Here is a 21297-nt window from a genome sequence, read left to right on the forward strand (position 1 = left end):
AAGAGTACTGCTTTATTTTGCCCGGGCGCTGCTGCGCCCGGGTCATTTGGTTTGCTATCAGGTAATGATGTGCTGCTGGTTAACAAGCTCGTCGTAGGTGGTCTGAACGCCATCAAGCGTAACGAGCGTTGTATTAGTGTAGGTGCTCCCTGCACCATCACGGTCGACGGAGATCACAGTGTTGCCACCGCTTTGAGTAACATGGAGATAATTACCCAGCGTTGAGGCGCTACCGTTCCAGCCCACCAGCAGATCGCCGATGTCGATCTTGTCTCCCTGCGCCAGCGAGAAGTTGGTCCAGTGATCGCCCACCGTGCTGTTGACGTTGCCCGCCGTGGCGTTGCCCGCCGCGTTGTTCAGCACCTGGTAAATCAGGGTGTCCGCATAGGCCGTGCCGGTGATCACGTCGTTATGCTCCGAGCTGATGAACTGCGGCGCCATGTTGATGGTCAGCGAGGCGGTATCCGTTTTGCCCGCCGCGTCGGTCAGGGTGTAGTTAAAGACCTCCTTCGAGGTGATGGTGGCGAGCGAAACGCCGCTGTTCAGGGTGTAGGTGTAGTGACCGTCTGCGCCAATCGCCAGGGTGCCGTAGTGGCCGACGATATTGACGGTGGCGCTGCCGGTGTAAGGATCCAGCGTGGTGGTCACGCCGTTGTAGCCGGTTACGCTCAGGCGGGTGTCCACCGAGTGCAGCTGATCCATCGCCCCGGCGGAGTCCGTACCGTCAAAGATGTTGCCGTTGACGGTGTGGCCGCTGGTGGAGTCATACTGGGTCAGCGAGTAGGTGGTGCCGGTGACGCTCGGGGTGATCGTGACGCTGCCAAGACCCAGCGCCGGTACGCTGCCGGTATAGCTCAGCGTGTAGGTGCCTGCGTTAAGATCGAGGCCGGTAACGGCAATATCAGCATTGCCTCCCAGCAGCAGACCGCCGCCAAACGAGCCCGTTTTGAGGGTGGTACCGCCCTGAGAAATCGCCCAGTTGACCGTCAGCCCGCCCAGCGTCAGAAGTGATGCCACGTTAAAGTGCAGCACAATGTCGTGCAGGGCGGTGTTGGCGTCCACCACAAAGGTGCCGCTGCCGCTGCCCGAGGTGGTGGCCAGCAGGGCTGAGTTCCAGCTTGCGCTCCCCACGCTGGTGTCGGAGTAACCCGTGGTGTGGTGTACCGAGGTGACGTCGAGCACGTGGCTGATATCGTTCACGGCGTCCATCGCCCTTGCGGTTGGGGTGATGTTCAGCGATGCGGTGTCCTTCGCCCCGTTTGGCGCCTTGATGGTGTAGACGAAGGTATCCGGCGTGCTGATGTGGTCCGCGCCGACACCGCTCTTCAGGGTGTAGGTGTATTGCCCCGACGCGTTGATGGTCAACGTGCCGTACTCCCCGACGATGGTCGTCACGCCGCTGTTATTGACCGTGACGCCGTTCACTTCTGAAACCACGGTGCCGGATGGGGCAATATCATCCGCCAGCACGTTACCGGTGGTGCTGGCGCTGACGCTCGACACGCTGTAGACGTGATCTTCCAGCACGTTCAGCGTATAGCCCGTCAGGGCGGTGATGCCTGCCGCGGTGTTGAGCAGGAACAGGTACTCCCCGGACGGCAGGTTCAGCGTCAGCGTTGACGAGGTTCCGCCCAGCAGCGGCGCGCGCAGCCAGCCCGGCTGGACGCGCATCTGCTCGAAGGTCTGGGTGGCGTCGTTGAACTTATAGACGTACAGGTCAAACACCGACGCCAGGGCCACGCCGCCCACGGAGGCCTGGATGGTCATGGTGCGGGTGGTGCCTTCCTCCACGCTGTAGATGATCGGGTTGCTCAGGTCGTCCAGCAGGTTCAGCCCCAGCGTACTGCCAAGGTTGACGCCCACGACGGTGAAGCCGCCCTGCGAGGAGGTGCCGTTATTGATTTCATGCACGGTGGTGTCAAAGGTCAGCGACGCCGTGTTGTCCACCGCCACAACGCTGTTGGCGGTGGTGCCTGCTCCCAGAGACAGCACCAGGTTTGCCGACGCGCTGGTACCGTTGTGGGTGATGGTATAGGTGAAGCTCTCCGTGCGGCCCACCACCGAGGCGCTGGTGTTGGTCAGGTTATAGGTGTAGCTGCCGTCGCGGTTGATGGTCAGGGTGCCGTACTGCCCCTGAATCACCGTGCCGTCGACGGTCACGTTGGTCGTTACGCCCAGAGCATTGGTCACCGCAGTCACCGTGGTGCCCGCCGGCGCGTTATCGCTGCCGGTGGTCGGGTCAACGTCGAGAATCACGTTCCCGCCGAGGCTGGTATCGCCGGTCACCGTACCTGCGCTGGTCTCTTTCACCCCTACGTCAATGCTGGTGTAGGAGCCGGTTGCCAGCAGGTTGGTGTTGTAGCTCAACACGCGATACTGGCCGCTGGCAAGGCCGTTCAGGTTCAGGGAAACGCCGGTTGCCCCCAGGGTGAGCAGGTCGGCGAACTGCGGCTGGCCGGTATCCACAACCGTGGTCCAGGTGCCGTTCACGCTATCGAAACGCTGCACCACCAGCTCAAGGGTGTTGAGCAGGGACAGCACCGCGCCGGTGGCGTTGGCATTGACCGCGATATCCGCGCTGCCGCCGCTACCCACCGTGAAGCCGACCTGTGCGGTGTCGTTGCCGAGCAGGGTCAGCACGTTGCCGAGCGCACCCACCAGCAGGAAGCCGTAGTCGCTGTACTGCGAGTTAGTGACCGTCGCCGTGGTGCTGATATCCAGCTCCTCGACGTTGCTGCTGGCCGACAGCGGAACCACTGGCGCAAGGACCGATCCCGGCTGGGACGGGTTGCCCGCGGCATCCGTTGCGGTGATTTGCAGCGTCTGGCCTTCGGTCTGCTTGTTGAGGAAGGTATAGCTGTAGGTGCCGTTGCTCCCCGCCGTGGTGGTGACCGTGGTGCCGTCCGCCAGGCGAATCGAAACGGTGCTGCCCGCTTCGGCATTCCCCGTCAGCACGCTGCCGTCGGCGTTAAATACCCCAGTAGGCGTGTTGGGGGCCGTGATGTCGACAATCACCGTCGTGGCCGTGGAGATTGGCCCGGTTCCCGTACCGTTAGCCGCCGAGGCGGTAAAGGCATGCGAGCCTTCACTCAGCGCCGGCGTGGTGAAGGTCCAGTTGCCCGACCCGTCCGCCACGACCGTCCCCATCGACACGCCGTTGTTATACAGCGTGACGGTGGAATTCGGCTGCGCCGTGCCGCTCAGGGTTGGGGTGGTGTCATCGGTGGTCTTACCGTTGGTCAGATTCCCGGTGATGGTGCCAGCGTTATCGTTGATGGTGGCGATAACCGGCGCGTTCGGCAGGGTGGTGAAGGGGGCCGTGACCGAGGCGCTGGAACCGGCGTTACCCGCTTTATCAGTGGCGAAGGCGAGCAGCGTTTCGCCGCCGGTCTGCGCCGGGCTGATGGTGACGTTAAAGCTGCCGCTACCGTCCGCCGTTGCCGTGCCCAGTACCGTGCCGGTGCTGCTGGTGATGGTCACCGTGCTGCCCGCTTCGGCCGTACCGGTGACGTGCGTCCCGTTGGTGATGACGGCGAGCGCCAGCGGCAGCGCAGGCGGCGTCACATCCACGGTAATCGAGCTAATTGGCGACGCCGGGCTGGTGTTGCCCGCCGCGTCGGTCGCGGTGGCGGTGAAGTTATGCTGTCCTTCCGTCAGCGTGGTGCTGGTCTGCGGCAGCGTCCAGTTGCCGTTGGCGTCGGCGGTGACGGTGCCCACGAGCGTGGTGCCGTCGTAGATGCGCACGGTGGCGTTGGCTTCGGCCGTGCCGTTAAGCGTTGGACGCGTATCGTTCGTCGGGTTGTTGCCGGTAATCGGTCCGGTGACGGTGCCCACATCATCGACAATCGAGCTGATGACCGGCGCGTTCGGCACCGTTGCGTCAACAACGATCGCGAAGCCCGTCGTCGGCGCGCTGACGTTGCCCGCCGCGTCGGTTGCTCTGACGGTCAGCGTGTGCGGGCCGTCCGCCAGGGCGGTGGTTGGGGTGAAGCTCCAGCTTCCGCCGGTGGCGACCACGCTGCCAATCAGGGTGGTGCCATCGTAGATATTCACCGTTGAGCCGGCTTCTGCGGTGCCGTTGAGGGTAGGCAAGGCATCGTTGGTCACCTGACCGTTGGTCAGATTGACGGTGGTGCCAACATCATCAACAACGGAGGTGAGCACCGGTACGGCTGGCGGCGTGGTATCCACATTCACCACGAAGTTACCGGACGATGGGCTGACGTTGCCCGCCGCATCGGTTGCCGTTGCGGTGAGGGTATGGTTGCCGTTTGCCAGCGGCGTGGTGAGCTGGATGGACCATTTACCGTCCGCGCCCGCCGTGGCCTGGCCAATCTGCGTGCCGTTCTCAAACAGACGCACGACGGCGTTGGCCTCGCTGGTGCCGCCGATCGTCGGCAGCGTATCGTCGGTGACCTGACCGCTGCCGAACGAGCCGGTGATCGTGCCCTGATCGTCAACGCCCTGGCTGATGATTGGGGCGACGGGGGCAACGGTATCCACGACCACCGTGAACCCTGCCGACGGCTGGCTGAGGTTACCTGCCGCATCGGTCGCCGTCATCGTCAGCGTATGGCTGCCGTTGGCCAGCGGATCCGTTGGCGTGAAGGTCCAGTTGCCTGAGCCATCCGCCGTCGTCTGGGCGATTAGCACCCCGTTGTCGTAGATACGGATCGTGGCGTTGGCTTCTGCCGTCCCCGCCAGGGCAGGCTGCGTATCATTGGTCGACTGACCGTCGGTCAGCGTCCCGGTCGACGGCAGCCGATCGTCGGTAACGGTGCTAATCACCGGCGGGTTCGGGATGCTGGTATCGACGGTCAAATCGAACAGCGTGGAGCCGGTGCTGGTGTTCCCCGCCGCGTCCGTCGCCGTGAGGCTCAGGGAATGCGGTCCGTCAGCCAGCCCGGTCGTCGGCGTGATTGTCCAGTTACCCGAAGCATTCACCACGGCGGTACCGATCTCCACGTTGTTATCAAAGATATGAACTGTGGAGCCAATTTCCCCGGTGCCGTTGAGGGTTGGCAAGGCGTCATTGGTTGCCGAACCGGTCGTTAACGCCCCGGTGACCGGGCCAATATCGTCAACCACGCTGGTGATAACCGGCGCGGTCGGGCCGACGGTATCAACGGTAAGATTGAAGACCGGGGAGTTGGCGGAGACGTTGCCTGCCGCATCGCTGGCATTGATGCGAAGGCTGTGAGGCCCTTCCGTCAGCGCGGTGGTCGGCGTCCACGTCCAGGTACCGTCGCCGTTGACGGTGACGGTGGCGATTTCATTGCTGCCATCCAGGATATGGATAATGGAGCCCGCCGCGCCCGTACCGGCAAGGGTTGGGGTGTTGTCATTGGTGACCTGGCCCGACGTCAGCGTCCCGTTTACGCCGCCCGGGACGTTGTCCGTCACGGTGTTCAGGACCGGCGTCGTTGGCGCGACGGTATCAACAATAACGTTGTACGAATTGGATGACGTGCTGACGTTACCCAGCGGGTCGGTGGCGATAACGCTGAAGGTATGGCTCCCTTCAGCCAGCGGCGAGGCCGGCGTGAATGTCCAGGCGCCCGATGCGTTGGCCTGCACGGTGCCAATCTGGATCGCCCCTTCGAAAATAGCAATGGTGCTGTTGGCCTCCGCCGTGCCGGACAGCGTCGGCGTGGCATCGTTGGTGGTCCCACCGGTCGGCACGTTGACCACCGTGCCCACGTTATCCTCTGCGCCCGTAATCACCGGCGTGGTCGATACCGTATCGACGACGATGGCAAACGGCGGGGAGGCAGGGCCCTGGTTACCGGCAGGATCGGTCGCGCGGATGGTGAGGCTATGGGTATCGTTGCTGAGCGCCGTCGAAGGCGTAAAGCTCCATGCGCCCGTTGGGCCCACCAGTGCGGTGCCAAGCAGATTACCGTTATCGTAAACGGAAATGGTGTCTCCCGGCGTTGCGGTGCCGCTCAGCGTTGGCCGATCGTCGTTGGTAGACTGTCCGTTAGCCAGCGGGCCCGTGCCGGGGCCGACATCATCCGTGACGGCGCCGATGGTCGGTGCCAGCGGCGCGGTAGTATCAATGGTTACCGTTGAGGCCGGAGAGAGACCGCTGGTGTCCGCGCCGACCGTTGCGGTGACTTCAAAGCGGTGTAGCCCCTCCGTCAGCGGCGCGCCCGGGGTGTAACTCCAGGCCCCGGTGGAGGCGTCCGCGACCACGGTATCCAGTATCGCGCCATCAAGATAAATGGTGACGGTGCTGCCTGCCACGGCGGTGCCGTTAAGCGTTGGCGTGGTGTCGTCGGAAGCGCTGCCTTTCACATCGCCGGTAACGGGGCCCACGCTATCGATGATGGTGGTGATAATCGGGATGTCCGGCAGATCCGGGGTATCAACGACGGTAAACGACGCGTCAGGGCTGACGTTGCCCGCGGCGTCGGTTGCCGTAACCTCCAGGGTCGTTGGGTTGGTCTGCGCAGGCGTCAGGGCAATGGAGAACGTACCGTCCTGCCCGGCCACGCCCGTGCCGATGATGGTTGTGCCATCCCGCACGATGATGGTGGTACCGGCCTCAGCCGTACCGGTGAGAGGCGTCCCCTGTTCGGTCAGCGCCAGGTCCGCAGGCTGTACCGGCGGCAGATTATCGACGGTTATCGTGACGGTGGTCGAACTCGAAATATTGCCCGCCGCATCGGTGGCGCTCACCAGGATCGTGTGGGTGGCATTATCGCCCAGCGCCACATTTGGCGTAATTGTCCAGGTGCCATCCGCCTGAACCACGGCGGAATTGGTTGTCGGTAAATTGTCGATGGCAAGAATGATGGTTGAGCCGGGTTCACCGGTTCCGCTCAACGTTGGGGTGGTATCTTTTGTGAAGTGTACGCCGTCGACAAGGTTACTGTCGGCGACCGCGGTCAACAGCGGCGTTGTCGGCGCGACGGTATCGATGGTGACGGTGAAGGCCGGACTGGTGCCGCTCACGTTACCGGCCGCATCCAGGGAGGAGGCGGTCAGCGTCAGTTTTCCATCCGGCAGCGTGGACGGCGTGTATGACCACGCGCCGGCGACGACGTCGACGCGGGCGATCTCCACGCCGTTGTTATAAATAATGACCTTATCGCCGGTACTGCCGGTACCGGAAATGGTTGGCGTAGAGTCAGCCGTTGAGCCGCCTGACGTCGCCCCCCCGGCAAGGAGAATATCCGGCGTCGCGGGTGGGGTGGTATCCACGCTGAAGGTGAACCCCGTAGACGGATCGGAAACGTTGCCCGCTTCATCCGTTGCGGTGGTGGTAATCGAGTGGCTGGCTTCGTCAAGCGGAGAGTCCGGGTCTGGTCGCCACGTCCATTTACCGTCCGCGCCAACGGTCACCTGGCCAATCTGTACGGCAGTATCACCGTTCACGCTATCGTAAATGGTGATGACGTCGTTAGGCGTGCCGGTGCCGTTAAAGACCGGACGGTCGTCGTTGGTTGTCGTGCCGGACGCGATCGTTCCTGTAATTTGATCCACGTTGTCGGTAATGGTCGGGGCCGTCGGGGTATCCGGCGCTTCGGTGTCGATCGTTATCTGGATCGGCTGCGATGGCGCACTTTCGTTACCGGCGCCGTCCTTCGCGGTGACGGTCAGCGTCAGGTTGTAGGTCCCGTCGTCCAGGCCACCCGGCGGCGTCCAGGTCCAGGTGCCGCCCGGCGGGATCACCACGGTGCCCAGTATGTCATCCCCGTTATAAATGGTGATGGTATCGCCCGCGGTGCCCGTTCCGCTCAGCGTTGGGTTGGTATCACGCGTGATATCGCCCGAGCCAAGCGTAACGTCCGTGCCATCCGGATTCACGACCACGGCCGGCGTGTCCGGCGTATCCGGTGCCAGCGTGTCGACTCTAATCGTGATCGGCTCGGACGTCGTTGTCGTCCCCGCGCTGTTGGTGGCCACCACGGTCAGAATATGCGTGCCATCCGTCAGCGGCGAGGTTGGCGTGAAGGTCCAGTTCCCTGCACCATCCACCGTGGCGGTGCCGATGGCGTTGGCCCCGTCAAAGACGGTAATGGTCGTCCCCGGATCGGTGGTCCCGGCGATCAGCGGCGAGGAGTCATCGGTTGGATCGCCGTTATTGACCGGCCCCTTAATGGGCCCCACGTCATCGGTAATGGTTCCAATCTCAGGCGCCGACGGAGCTTCGGTGAAAATATTCAGCGCAAAGTCTGCGGAAGGCGCGCTTTTGTTCCCGGCGGCATCGGTGGCGGTCGTGGTCAGCGTATAGCTACCGTCAGGAATAACGGACGGCGGCGTAAAGGTCCAGGCACCGTTCTGCCCCACGACGACGGTACCGAGAGGGCTTCCGTCAAGAAGGATGGTGATCGTCGATCCGGGTTCACCAGAGCCGTTGAGCGTAGGGCGGTTATCGTTCGTCAACTGCCCGCTGGTAATGGCTCCTGTCACGCCTGCAACATCATCTACCACGCTGCTGACGACCGGTGCGTTAGGGGCCTGCGTGTCGACGGTAATGCTCCAGCTGTTGGAGAGCCCGGTGCTATTTCCGGCGGCATCGGCGGCGGAGGTGGTAAAGGTATGCCCGCCCTGGCCCAGCGCAGGCGGCGTAAAGCTCCAGTTACCGCTTCCGTCGACCTGCACGGTGTCCACCAGCCTGCCGTTGTCGAAAATGGAGATGATGGAGCCTGCCTCACCGGTTCCGCGGATCAGCGGAGTCGTGTCATTGGTGATGGCGTTATTGTTAAGCAAACCGGTGTTAGCTTCGACGTTATCTTCCAGCGAAACAATTACCGGTAAGGACGGCGGGGTCACGTCAGGGGCGTTAACCGGCGCGGAATCCCCAATATTGCCCGCAGGATCTTTGGCGCTGACGTCCAGGGTCTCGCCATTTTTCTGCGGCGGCGTGAGGGTTACCGTGAAGTTGCCGCTATCATCGACGCTGCCCGTGCCGAGGGTGGTGGTCCCTTGTTTCACGGTGACCGTGGTGCCCGGCTCTGCGCTCCCGGTCAGCGTAGTGCCATCCGGGCTAACGACCAGCCCGGTTGGGGCATCGGGCGCCGTGGTGTCCGGCGCCGTGATTTCCGCGTTCGGGCTGGTGTTGCCTGCGTCATCTTTGGCGCTGACGTCCAGCAGCTGGCCGTTGTTTTGCGCAGGGATTAATGGAATGGTGAATGTGCCGTCCGTGCCCACCGGACCTGACGCGACCGTGGTGCCGTCCGGATATTTGACGGTGACCGTGCTTCCGGGTTCAGCATCCCCGGAGATGCTGGTGCCGTCGGGAGCAATCACAACGTTGGTTGGGGCGTTTGGCGCGGTGATGTCCGGGGCATCGGCATCGGTGCCGGTGCTGCCGTTACCCGCTTTGTCGGTAGCGGTGACGGTCAGGGTTTCACCATTTTTCTGCGGGGTATTCAGCGTCACCGTAAAGCTGCCGTCGTTCCCGGCAACGGCGGTGCCCAGCGTAACGCCGTTCGCATCCTTCACCGTAACGGTGCTGCCCGCCTCCGCGGTTCCCGTTACCTGCGTGCCGTTAGCAGAGACCGCGACGTCGTCCGGTGCCGGAGGCGAAACGGTATCGACGATAATGTTAAAGGAGATGGAATCCCCGCTGGTGCCCGCCGGGGTGGTCGCCGTGGCGGTGATAATGTGTGTGGCATCAAGCAGTACGGTTGAAGGGAAACTCCATGCCCCGCTGGCATCCGCCACGACGGTACCGATGGGGTTGCCGTTGTCATAAAGGGTAATGGTGGCATTCGCGACGGAGGTCCCGCTAATGAGCGGGGTATTATCGTTGGTCGCCTGGCCAAAACCGATGGAGACGGGATCGGCGCCGTTGTCATTGTCCACGCGGATGATGATCGGCGTATCCGGGAAGCCCGAGTCGCTGGCGTTAAACGGCGTAGGATTGCCGATGTTGCCGGCGGCATCCTCTGCGACCGCGGTCAGCGCTTTACCGTCGGTTTGTGCAGGCGATACCCGCACGGAAAAGTGACCGTCAGCACCGGCAAGGCCTTGCCCAATCAGCGTGTTGCCGTCGTAGATAGAGACCGTGCTGCCAGGCTCCGCCTGACCCGTGACAAAAATACCGGTATCCGCCATCGGATCGACGGTAGGGGGGGCTGGAGGCGTGGTATCGACGATAAAGGTGATCGGATCTGAAGGCTGGCTCAGGTTGCCTGCCGCGTCGCTTTCACGCACGGTGATGGAGTGCGATCCTTCTGCCAGCGGCGTCGTTGGCGTGTAGTTCCACAGTCCGTTTGACCCCACGGTGACGGTGGCGACGGGCTGGCCGTTATCGTAGATGGTGATTTTGTCGCCCGGCGTACCTTGTCCGCTCAGGCCTGGGCGCGTGTCATCGGTTCTTTCGCCGTTCTGTACCGACCCGACAATTGAGCCTCTGGCGTCATCGACAACGACGGCCACCGGCGTTGCGGGTGGCGTGATATCCACGGTAAAGCTAAAGCTGCCGTTTGCCGACGTCGTGTTACCCGCCGCATCCGTTGAGGTCAGGGTTATCTGATGGGAACCTTCCGCCAGGGCTGCCGCTGGCGTGAAGGTCCAGGTTCCGCTAGCGGAAACGGTTGTGGTACCGATCAGTACGCCTTTGTCATAGAAGGAAATAACCGAACCTGCTTCACCCGAGCCGTTGAACGTAGGGCGCGTGTCGTCAGTGACCTGGCCGCTGGTCAGCGGGCCTTTAATCGACCCTACGTCATCCGTCACGCTGCCCAAAATCGGCACCACGGGCGCGGACGTATCGACAATCACGACGTACCCGCCGGAGGCGGCACCGGTATTTCCGGCGGCATCGGTGGCTTTTGCGGTGAACTGATGGCTGCCTTCGCCCAGATTACCCTCAGGGGTAAATGTCCACTTGCCGGTGGCATCGGCTTTTACGGTGCCAATGAAAACGCCTTTATCGTACAGGGTGACGGTGGAATTCGCTTCTGCGGTACCGGTGAGCGTAGGGCGCGCATCGTTGGTGCTGCCGCCGTTACCGACGCTGCCCGTATTAGGGTTCACGTCGTCAGTCACGCTGGTGATAACCGGCGCCTGAGGCGCGAGGGTATCCACTACAAACGAGACCGTACCGGAGGCCGGGCTGGTATTGCCTGCCGCATCTGTTGCCGTTGCCGTGAGGGCATGCGGGCCATCCGCCAGCGCCGTCGACGGCGTAAAGGTCCATTTACCGTCGGCATCAACCGTCGTGGTGCCAATGGCTTTGCCGTTATCGTAAACAGTGATGGTTGTGCCTGGCTCGCCGGTGCCGCTCAGCGCGGGTTTCGCATCATTGGTAGGCTGCCCGTTGCCGACCGGGCCGGTTACCGTGCCGACGTCGTCATTCACCAGAACAATGTCGGGCGCGTCGGGGGCCGTGAGGTCAGGTGCGGTGGCGTGCGCCTCTTTACTGATATTCCCCGAGCTGTCTGTTGCTGTCGCACTGATTTCCTGGCCGTTCGTCAGCGGCGTCCCGAGGTTGATCGTGAACGAACCGTCGCTTCCCGCTTTACCCGTACCTATCACATTACCCTCGCTGTCCTTCAGCGTAACGGTACTTCCCGGCTCCGCGCTGCCGGTGACGGTTTTACCGTCGCCTGAAATTTGCAGGCGGGTAGGGGCATCGGGCGGTGTTGTGTCAGGATTGGACGGATTGCCCGGATTTCCGGGGTTGCCAACGTTACCGTTATCGTCATCGCCACCACCACCACCGCCGCCGCCGCTGCTGGCCGCGACGGCAATTCCTCCGGCTACGGCTAACCCTCCTAATACCCAGGGCCAGACGGCTGCGCCACCGGTATCGCTACCTGCAGCTGCCAGCAAAACGTCGGTGGAGGCGATAGATTCGTATGTCGCTGCACCCGTTGGGTCAGCAATCCACCACAGGGCACCATCGCTCTCTTCGAGCACCAGCTGGCTCGCCCCTTCTGCATCAGTGACGTAAAAATTCTTAAGGGTGATCACCTCGCCGGAGTTGAGGGTGATGACCAGATCGTTCCCACTGCGCGCGTACTGGGCGATATCGGATCGCTCGACATGAAGTTCAACGATAGAAGAATGGCTCAGCGTAACCTGAGTACCTTCCGTAGTTGTTTCCACGCCAGTAAGTTTCGAGATAACAGAGATTTGGCTCATATTATTATTACTCCAGCAGAGTTGTCATGGACGGCAAACGAGTCGAGCCATCTCTTTGCTATGGGTAAAGCGCGCTCCCGGCATAATTACTGGGTTTAAAACAGTAATTACCGTCACTTTCTTTAGAGCGATCGATGCCCGCCAGCGCGATGAGTGGCAACATCAGTACGAATCTATTTATTTAGTGCAGATGAATTTGTGTTTTTAATTTTATGTGCGCTATAAACCTTGTGATTAATAGAGGAATTTATTTATTTCGGTATAAAAATGATATAGCTATAAATCTCTGGATATGCAAATTAAGCTTCGGTAAAGACAGAGCGTAACGTTGAAGGTGGAATTAATTAATTGTGATTGTGCATGGAGTGGTTTTTAAAATGTCTTCCTTTTCAATTACTTGTGTTTTTAGTAAGCAGGGTATTTAATATGTAAGCGAAGCGATAATAACGGAATGGACGTATTATTAAATTATTTCCAGGGCTTTTGTTAATGGTGGCTTAATTGCCATTTAAGTTAGGGTAAAGTTTTTGCTATAGGATATATTATGTTTGTGCACATATTTTAAATATATTCTGGTGGGGAATTCATAATCTGCTAGCGAAAGGGAAATAATGAAAAGACTCAGTAAAAATACATGCTTATATTAATCAGGATGAAAAAGAGGTTAAACGGCAGGCAAATAAAAAGGCCGCATCTGCGGCCTTTATGAGGGGTTACTCAGTCACTTTCTTTTCTAGCTCACCGGCACCCTGCTTGGTTTTGTTCCAGCCTTTCTCGGCACCTTCTTTGGTGGCATCCCACCCTTTCTCGGTACCTTCTTTGGTTTTATGCCAGGCTTTCTGGGAATCTTCGCTGACCTTGCTGCCAACGCTGTCGCTTTTACCTTCCGCAGCGTGCTGCTGTTTCAGCTTCAGCTCTTCGCCCTTGTTCTGCTCTTCATGCAGTTTTTGCTTCGCCTCGTTAGCGTTTGCATTCGCCGCGGCGACGGTGTCATCGGTAGCATGTGTGGTCGCAGCAAAAACAGGGGAAGCCAGCAGAACGGCAGATAATGCGATAATTGTTTTTTTCATAATATCCTCATTTAACGTTATCGGTTATGAGCGTGATTCAGCATGACACAGGCGAAGCGGGATGGCTTTAGGAAAAAACTGTAATGAGATCAACGGCCCCTTCAGCGGTTGCTGAAGGGGATTGGCGAGCACGCAATGCCCGCAGGCGTTTGCCGGTTTCGGCTTCAAACAAGAAGATTTTCGCTGCATCTACGGTGAGAAAGACCTTCTGCCCCGCGTTAACGTCCAGTTTTTCATGGGACACTACGATCAGCTCCTGGTCGCCAACACGCACCCGGATCTCCTGCCCTTCACCGGTCATTTCTATCAGCACAATTTCGGCGGCTATCCCTGAATCGCTTATCCGCAGATAGTGTGGGCGCGTGGCGCAGATAACTTCCATCCCTTCAGCGCGTGGGCTGAGGGGGTAGGCGAAACGGTAGCCGTTGTGCAACACGATTTCGCCGTTCTGAATCATACCTTTTAATGTGTTAATTTCCGGCGTGCCGATAAAGCCCGCGACAAAGAGGTTATCCGGGTCACGGTATAGCTCCTCCGGCGTGCCGACCTGCTCAATATGGCCGGCATTCAGCACCACAATTCTGTCCGCCATGGTCATGGCTTCCGTTTGATCGTGCGGGAGGCGATCGAGCAAATGCGTCAGCCCCAGGATTTCCGCAGCCGCGTCCACGCGCGTCATCCGTTCCGTTTTTGAGACCCCGGCAAGCTTCAGGGCAAAGCTCATATTGTCCCGCACCTTCATGTGCGGGTAGAGGCGGGCGATCGTCTGGGCGTCATGTTTTCTGTTTTATACAGTAAAAACGGCACGAGCAAGCGAGCAGAGTCTGGAAGTCAATTCAGTTTTAATACGCAATATCTGAGCCTGTCGGCAGGGCCGGCTTGGCGAATTAATCCCTACGTCAGCGTTTATGGTTTAGTCGGTGCCTCCTCGTTGCGTAGCGACCTGGAATACAGAACGCCTTCTCAGCGAAAGGTACGGAAAAAATCAAAAAGACGACTCAGAGCAAAACCCCGTTCCCGCGGCAGCATTCATCACGTTCACGAATTTAGCTCTGATTATGGCCTGGTTGGAGGCGTTGGGGTTCAGTTTAATCTGTCAAAAAATCTGGTGCTGGACACATCATGGGAATACTCATGGTTACGGAATAATCGCATCAGCTCATGGGGAATGGGTTTAGGGTATCGTTTCTGATGCCTCGAACCAATAAACGGAGAGAATACCATCACCAAAAAAATGATCGCGTCTGCAGCCGTCGGTAAAAGGGTGAGAAGCGTCATTTACCCGGAAAAGGTTTTAAACAAACAACAGTAAGCGAATTGTTCACGCTGATGGCTGCAGGCAACTGTGATATTCACCTCAGTTTTCTGACAATTATTGGAGCCCGGCACGGACTGTGATGTGGGAGATCGTGTATCTTAATTTTTTTCATCAAGCCTGTGTAATGAAACTACTGTCCAGAATTGGACTTTTTTATTACTGATACCTGTCACAAAATTAAGCTATTGCTCATTACGCCTTCAGGATTTTCTCAAGCGCAAGGATATCTATCGCGGTATTCATGTATTGATACACATCAACAAAACGAGTGTGCTCAGTTATAAAACTGATGTTTTCATCAGCGGCAGATATTAATTCCATGTTTTTGTAAATAAACAGTTAATGGTTCGTGTTTTTAATGCATGCAGAGTGTCGTCTGCTGGGTGCATTCAGTGGAAAATTCTTAATAAAAGTCTCATATTGGATCTAAGATCTGGTTAGTTGATCTATGGTAGTGTTTTGTTCTACTATGGCTTTGTAAAGAAACGTCGTTATTTTCAACAAACATTCCTTAAGGAAAGGGACCGCTATGGCTGATACGTTCCAGAACGAGGTGCCCAAGGCACGCATAAATCTTAAATTAAGCCTGCATACAGGCGGTGCGCAGAAGAAAGTCGAACTGCCGCTTAAGCTCCTCACCGTCGGTGATTTCAGTAATGGTAAAGAGAGTCGTCCATTATCTGAAAGAGAAAAAATTAACGTCAATAAAAATAACTTCAACAGCGTACTTTCGGAATTTAACCCGGAGGTAAATCTGACCGTGCAGAACACGCTGGCCGGCGAGGGGGCGGAAGAAAATGTGAAACTGAATTTCTCCGATATTAAAGATTTCGAGCCTGAGCAGGTGGCCCGTCAAATCCCTCAGCTCCGCGCCATGCTGGCGATGCGTAATTTATTACGCGATCTCAAATCCAATCTCCTTGATAACGCCACTTTCAGAAAAGAACTCGAGAAAATTCTTAAAGACCCGGCGCTGTCTCAGGAATTACGCGACGAAATGAGTGCACTGGCCCCGAAATAAGCGGCGTGCGTTATTTAATGGATTAACCGGGAATATGCTGATGTCTGTAAATTCTGAAAACGCCTCCGCACAGGGGCAGACCACCGTACTGGAAAAAGAGAGCGTTTACGCCTCCCTGTTTGAAAAAATCAACCTGACTCCGGCTTCCAGCCTGGGTGATATTAACGCGTTTCTGGATGATGCGGCGCTGTCTGACGCGCCGGCTGGCGAGCGCCTGACGGCGGCGATGCAGGTATTTATGGACTGTATCCGCAAGTCCGGTCAGCAGGTTGAGAAACTCGACAAAACGCTGATTGACCACCACATCGCGGAGCTGGACTTCCAGATCAGCCGCCAGCTGGACGCGGTGATGCACCACCCCGAGTTCCAGAAGGTGGAATCCCTCTGGCGCGGCCTGAAGCAGCTGGTGGACGGTACCGACTACCGCCAGAACGTCAAAACCGAAATTCTGGACGTGTCTAAAGACGATCTGCGCCAGGACTTTGAAGACGCGCCGGAACTGATCCAGAGCGGACTCTACTGGCACACCTATACCGCTGAATACGACACCCCGGGCGGTGAGCCGATTGGCTCGGTGATCTCCTCCTATGAATTCGACGCCAGCCCGCAGGACGTGGCGCTGCTGCGCAACATCTCGAAGGTGTCTGCTGCCGCGCACATGCCGTTTATCGGCGCCGTCGGGCCGAAATTCTTCCTGAAAGACTCCATGGAAGAGGTCGCCGCGATTAAAGACATCGGCAACTACTTCGATCGCGCCGAGTACATCAAGTGGAAGTCCTTCCGCGACACCGACGATTCGCGCTATATCGGCCTGGTGATGCCGCGCGTGCTGGGGCGTCTGCCGTACGGTCCGGACACCGTGCCGGTGCGCAGCTTTAACTATGTCGAGCAGGTGAAAGGCCCGGATCACGAGAAATACCTGTGGACCAGCGCGTCGTTCTCCTTCGCCTCCAACATGGTGAAGAGCTTCATCAATAACGGCTGGTGCGTGCAGATCCGTGGCCCGCAGGCCGGTGGTGCGGTGAAAGACCTGCCGATCCACCTGTATGACCTCGGCACCGGTAACCAGGTGAAAATCCCGTCTGAGGTGATGATCCCGGAAACCCGCGAGTTTGAATTCGCCAACCTGGGCTTTATCCCGCTGTCGTACTACAAGAACCGCGACTACGCCTGCTTCTTCTCGGCGAACTCCGCCCAGAAACCGGCCCTGTACGACACCGCCGACGCCACCGCCAACAGCCGCATCAACGCGCGCCTGCCGTACATCTTCCTGCTGTCGCGCATTGCGCATTACCTGAAGCTTATTCAGCGCGAAAACATCGGTACCACCAAGGACCGCCGTCTGCTGGAGCTGGAGCTGAACACCTGGGTGCGGGGTCTGGTGACGGAAATGACCGATCCGGGCGACGAGCTGCAGGCTTCCCACCCGCTGCGCGATGCGAAGGTGGTGGTGGAAGATATCGAGGACAACCCGGGCTTCTTCCGCGTGAAGCTGTTTGCGGTGCCGCACTTCCAGGTGGAAGGCATGGACGTGAATCTGTCTCTGGTAAGCCAGATGCCGAAAGCGAAAGCGTAAGGCGGGAGCAGGGATGAAAATTTATCGTCCGCTGTGGAACGAGGGGGCGCTGTTGTCCCCTCAGCAGTTCCAGCAACAGTCAGAATGGGAGGCCTTTCGCAGCGCGGGCGTTGCGGCTCTCTCATCGCCATTTGCGTGGGGCGTAGAGCGGGTTGAATTTGATGAAAGGCTGCTGGTTTCGGGCCTTCTTCAGGTTACATACCTGCGGCTCTGGCTGCCTGACGGCACGCTGGTAGACACAACGGTCAGCGATTTGCCGCCGGAGCCGCGCGAGCTCGAGATCTCGCAGTATTCGGACGCGGTTACGGTGGTGATCGCCCTTCCGCTCATGCAGTACGGGCTGAACAACGTGCAGCAGGAATCGGTTTTGGCAGACCGACCGCTCCGCTATCGGGAAGAGTGGGTCAATATCCAGGACGCGTTTGGCAGCGAGGAGGAATCCGTTGCTGTCGCCCGCTATAACCTGGCGATCCGTTTTGAACATGAGGATAACGCGTCGTGGCGGTGCTGCCCGGTTGCACGTCTGATTCGCGACGGACAAGGGTGGCGTCAGGATCCGGCATTCATTCCGCCAATGGCACTGTTCTCTTCAAGCCCGTCGATGAGGGAAAGACTGGTGCTGCTGAACCGCCAACTGCGCTCCCGTCGCCAGCGCCTGATGTCCATGCGTCGTGAAAGCAACGAGCGTCTGGCCGATTTCGCGGTGGCAGACGTCTCTCTGTTCTGGCTGCTCAATGCACTGAACTCCCATGCAAGAGTACTGACGGAATTTGAACGTTTTCCCGATCGTCATCCGGAACAGGTGTGGGCGGAGCTTGCGCGTCTGGCCGGCAGTATGCTGACGTTTTCTCTCGACAGCGATTTGGACGCCATTCCCGGCTATGACCATGCTGCACCCGAAAAAACGTTTCCGCCACTGTTTGAACTGATTACCGGTCTGCTGGAAGCCAGCCTGCCGTCACGAGTGATTGCGCTGGAGATGTCCAGACCGGACGAGCAGACATGGAAAGCCTCGCTACACGATATTCGTCTGCGCGAAGAGGCCGATCTTTATCTGTCCGTCAGATCTGACGTTCCTGCGTGGCAGGTAGCAGAGAAATTCCCGGCGTTGTGTAAGGCGGGTTCACCGGATGATGTCAGTGCTATTTCGTCAGTCGCCCTGCAGGGGATCCCGCTTATTGCAGTTAATCGCGTTCCTGCAGCGCTGCCGGTACGGATGGAGAATCAGTACTTCGCGCTGGACATGGAAAGTGCTGCAGCCCGGGACATGCTGGAACAGGGCATTTGCATGTTCTACGTGCCGGCGCTGTTGGGAAGGCTTGAGCTAGAACTGTTTGCGGTGCTGCGGTCATGAGAAAAGACATTGATATTGATGAACTGATGGCGGAAACCTGGCTCACCGTCACTCTGCTTCAGCAGGGGGCAACGACGCCAGATGGTGATGTGCTTTATGAAAAGTGCTCTAAGCACGTAGAGAGTGTGCGCGAAGTGCTGGATCGTGCTGGATACGACGAGGCCAGCATTGAACATATTTCCTACGCACAGTGCGCGTTGCTTGACGAAGTGGTCATGAGCAGAGCGCCGAGCGAGGGCAATGATATTGAGGCAGGTCAGGCTGCATGGCGAAAAGCGCCGTTGCAGGCCCGCTATTTTGGTTCATTACACGCAGGCGAAGCCCTCTGGGATCGTATCGCAGAGGTGTTGCGCCAGCCCGCGCCGAATATGGCCGTTCTCACCTGTTTTCACCGGGTGATCGCGCTGGGCTTCCGCGGATTGTACAGCATGAGCTCTGTCAGTCAGTCGCAGCGCGAAGAGGTGATCAAGGCCCTTGCTGAGCGAGTGCCGCCTCTGGACGCGGATATCTCTCTGGTTGTGCGCCGGACCGGAAAGCACCGCTACAGCCTGCTGCGTTCCGTATGGTTCTGGGTTGCTGCGGCTGTTGTGGTTACGGGCATTGTGTGGTGGGGAGGGCACCTCTGGCTTCAGTCACTGTTGTCAGAGCAGTTACCGGAGTTACCTCACTAATGCGTAAATCAGCCCTGGTATCTCTGGTCTCTCACGTTCTGGCGGGTGTTGCGGCGCTCGTATGGCTGCTGTGGGGATTCATACCGGCAGGCACGCTGTTAAAAATCATCATGACGGTGTGCATTGGGGCGCTAGCTCTCTGGCTGGTATGGAAAAAAGGTCGCCCCGGTCAGAGGGTGGCGGAGGGGGAAACATCCCTCTGCGATCTCCCGCTTTTTGATGCCGGTGGGCCCGTTGTTCTCGTGTGTGGGGATGAGCTGGACGCATTATTCAAGGGACAAACGCTGCGCAAAACCGCGCAGGGCTGGTGGCTGCGGGTGAATGACGTCAACAGGCTGAGCGACATTGTTCGCGATATTCACGAACAGCAGCCGCGTCATATCGGACAGATCTCCGTTATGTATTCCTGCCAGCCTGACAGGCATCAGGATGAAGCCGTGCTGAGAGCATCCCTGAAAGCGTTACGCCAGCAAATGAAGCAATTGAGTCAGATAGCCGGATTTCCCGTGCCGGTCATTCTGAGCGGCGAGTTTTCCGGCCCGGAAACCCCATGGCTTGTTGTGCGTAGCGACAAACCGGTTGTTTATCCGGTCGATGAGACGCCGCAGGCTCTGGATGACTGGCAACAGGAAAATCATCTGGCGCTGATGCCAGTCCTACGGGAAGCGTTTGCTTTTATGCGCACCATCCTGATGGATGAGCTGGCAAAAGAAGATCGGCTGTTTCCGGCGGTTTATCCGTTTGCGGTCGCATTTCGAAGTGGGAAGGTATCTGGTGACGCGTCTTCGCTGTGGTCGCACCACCTGTGTCGTCTGACGCATTTAATTTTGCCGCAGGCAGTTGGAACATCTGAAGTTTCGGGGCGTTTTCCGGACGCGGTGTTGCCGATTCTTGCGCCTTACTGCGCTCCCGTACAGGGGGGGCAGAGAACTCGTCGTCTCGTCTTATGGATTCTGGCATGCGCTCTGACTGCGTTGGTTTTTTCCGCCGTCAATAACGCGGCGCTGATTCGCCAGGTAGGAATGGATTTGCAGCGCTGGTATGCCATACCCATGAACCACTACGAGCCCAAAGCGCGGTCGCTTGTTGCACTTAAACAAGATGCTCTTCTGCTGGAGCGCTGGCAGCGGCAGGGGGAACCCATCAGGTATGCTTTGGGATATTACCCTGGCCAGCGTTTATGGCTGGCATTACAGCAGGCGATTGACACGTATGTGCCCCCTCCGGCACCTGCGCCAAAGCCACAGCCCAAAATTATCCGCCTCGACAGCATGTCGCTCTTCGACACCGGGAAATGGCAGCTGAGGCCCGGCTCGACGAAACTGCTGGTGAACTCGCTGGTCGGCATTAAGGCAAAGCCGGGCTGGCTGATTGTGGTGGCGGGCCATACCGACAGCACGGGCGACGATAAATCCAACCAGGTGCTCTCCCTGAAGCGCGCTGAGTCGGTGCGCGACTGGATGCGCGATACCGGCGACGTGCCGGAAAGCTGTTTTGCGGTGCAGGGCTACGGTGAAAGCCGCCCTGTCGCCACCAACGACACGACAGAAGGCCGCGCGCTGAACCGCCGTGTCGAAATCAGTCTGGTGCCGCAGGCGAATGCCTGCCAGCTGCCGGGCAACACACCCGCGTCATCGCAGGATGATGACGTCTCAAAAAATGAAATGGAGTAATTAACATGGCAATTCCTGTTTATCTGTGGCTGAAGGACGACGGCGGCGCGGACATTAAAGGTTCCGTGGACGTGAAGGACCGTGAAGGCAGCATCGAAGTGGTGGCGCAGGAGCATAACCTGTACATCCCGACCGACAACAACACCGGCAAGCTGACCGGTACGCGTATCCACACGCCGTTCCTGTTCACCAAGGAAATCGACTCCTCCAGCCCGTACCTGTACAAGGCGGTGACCACCGGTCAGACCCTGAAATCGGCGGAGTTCAAGTGGTACAAAATCAACGACGCGGGCCAGGAAGTGGAGTACTTCAACACCAAGCTTGAGAACGTGAAGCTGGTGAAGGTGAATCCGAAGATGCACGACATCAAGGATCCGGCTTTCGAGAAGCACAACCACCTCGAGCAGATTGAACTGCGCTACGAAAAAATCACCTGGACCTACAAGGACGGCAACATCATTCATTCCGATTCCTGGAACGAACGTACCACCGCTTAACGGCCCGAAGCAGAC

At 58.5% G+C, this 21297-nt stretch carries 10 protein-coding genes; 7 read left to right on the forward strand and 3 right to left on the reverse strand.

Going from position 1 to position 21297, the window contains the following annotated elements:
- Positions 1–57: 57 nt before the first annotated feature.
- The 3 genes from E0L20_RS09950 to E0L20_RS09960 form a co-directional block, all read right to left on the reverse strand.
- Positions 58–12102, reverse strand: a complete 12045-nt coding sequence (locus E0L20_RS09950) for a BapA/Bap/LapF family large adhesin (RefSeq protein WP_131633814.1) — start codon at positions 12100–12102, stop codon at positions 58–60.
- A 713-nt stretch (positions 12103–12815) separates the two neighbouring features.
- Complete coding sequence (locus E0L20_RS09955) at positions 12816–13172, reverse strand: hypothetical protein (protein ID WP_131633815.1); 357 nt, start codon at positions 13170–13172, stop codon at positions 12816–12818.
- A gap of 67 nt (positions 13173–13239) precedes the next feature.
- The gene (locus E0L20_RS09960; protein ID WP_242673395.1) at positions 13240–13896 is read right to left on the reverse strand and encodes a TOBE domain-containing protein; all 657 of its coding nucleotides are present in this window, start codon (positions 13894–13896) and stop codon (positions 13240–13242) included.
- 51 nt (positions 13897–13947) lie between these two features.
- On the opposite strand from E0L20_RS09960, the gene E0L20_RS24275 reads away from it, so the two are divergent.
- The 7 genes from E0L20_RS24275 (at position 13948) to hcp (ending at position 21282) form a co-directional block, all read left to right on the forward strand.
- Positions 13948–14364, forward strand: coding sequence for an Ail/Lom family outer membrane beta-barrel protein (locus E0L20_RS24275; protein ID WP_131633816.1), 417 nt, complete (start codon positions 13948–13950; stop codon positions 14362–14364).
- Between the two features lie 655 nt (positions 14365–15019).
- Positions 15020–15511, forward strand: a complete 492-nt coding sequence (gene tssB, locus E0L20_RS09970; RefSeq protein WP_131633817.1) for a type VI secretion system contractile sheath small subunit — start codon at positions 15020–15022, stop codon at positions 15509–15511.
- A 40-nt stretch (positions 15512–15551) separates the two neighbouring features.
- Complete coding sequence (gene tssC, locus E0L20_RS09975; RefSeq protein ID WP_131633818.1) at positions 15552–17087, forward strand: type VI secretion system contractile sheath large subunit; 1536 nt, start codon at positions 15552–15554, stop codon at positions 17085–17087.
- A 13-nt stretch (positions 17088–17100) separates the two neighbouring features.
- Positions 17101–18441 (forward strand): type VI secretion system baseplate subunit TssK, encoded by a 1341-nt coding sequence (gene tssK / locus E0L20_RS09980; protein WP_131633819.1) that lies wholly within the window; start codon positions 17101–17103, stop codon positions 18439–18441.
- The gene (gene tssL, locus E0L20_RS09985; RefSeq protein ID WP_131633820.1) at positions 18438–19112 is read left to right on the forward strand and encodes a type VI secretion system protein TssL, short form; all 675 of its coding nucleotides are present in this window, start codon (positions 18438–18440) and stop codon (positions 19110–19112) included. The genes tssK and tssL overlap by 4 nt, the downstream gene beginning before the upstream one ends.
- Positions 19112–20785 (forward strand): OmpA family protein, encoded by a 1674-nt coding sequence (locus tag E0L20_RS09990; protein ID WP_131633821.1) that lies wholly within the window; start codon positions 19112–19114, stop codon positions 20783–20785. Before tssL ends, E0L20_RS09990 begins: the two co-directional genes overlap by 1 nt.
- A 5-nt stretch (positions 20786–20790) precedes the next feature.
- Positions 20791–21282, forward strand: a complete 492-nt coding sequence (gene hcp / locus E0L20_RS09995; protein WP_029883904.1) for a type VI secretion system effector Hcp — start codon at positions 20791–20793, stop codon at positions 21280–21282.
- Positions 21283–21297 lie beyond the last annotated feature (15 nt).

This window comes from Enterobacter wuhouensis, from assembly GCF_004331265.1.
GTDB lineage: Bacteria > Pseudomonadota > Gammaproteobacteria > Enterobacterales > Enterobacteriaceae > Enterobacter > Enterobacter wuhouensis.

What these genes read in the sequence shown, in the direction of transcription:
- tssL (WP_131633820.1), top strand. Translation starts at nt 18,438, where the DNA reads ATGAGAAAAGACATTGATATTGATGAACTGATGGCGGAAACCTGGCTC.
- E0L20_RS09990 (WP_131633821.1), top strand. Translation starts at nt 19,112, where the DNA reads ATGCGTAAATCAGCCCTGGTATCTCTGGTCTCTCACGTTCTGGCGGGT.
- E0L20_RS09955 (WP_131633815.1), bottom strand. Translation starts at nt 13,172, where the DNA reads ATGAAAAAAACAATTATCGCATTATCTGCCGTTCTGCTGGCTTCCCCT.
- tssK (WP_131633819.1), top strand. Translation starts at nt 17,101, where the DNA reads ATGAAAATTTATCGTCCGCTGTGGAACGAGGGGGCGCTGTTGTCCCCT.
- hcp (WP_029883904.1), top strand. Translation starts at nt 20,791, where the DNA reads ATGGCAATTCCTGTTTATCTGTGGCTGAAGGACGACGGCGGCGCGGAC.
- E0L20_RS09960 (WP_242673395.1), bottom strand. Translation starts at nt 13,896, where the DNA reads ATGAGCTTTGCCCTGAAGCTTGCCGGGGTCTCAAAAACGGAACGGATG.
- E0L20_RS09950 (WP_131633814.1), bottom strand. Translation starts at nt 12,102, where the DNA reads ATGAGCCAAATCTCTGTTATCTCGAAACTTACTGGCGTGGAAACAACT.
- E0L20_RS24275 (WP_131633816.1), top strand. Translation starts at nt 13,948, where the DNA reads ATGTTTTCTGTTTTATACAGTAAAAACGGCACGAGCAAGCGAGCAGAG.
- tssB (WP_131633817.1), top strand. Translation starts at nt 15,020, where the DNA reads ATGGCTGATACGTTCCAGAACGAGGTGCCCAAGGCACGCATAAATCTT.
- tssC (WP_131633818.1), top strand. Translation starts at nt 15,552, where the DNA reads ATGTCTGTAAATTCTGAAAACGCCTCCGCACAGGGGCAGACCACCGTA.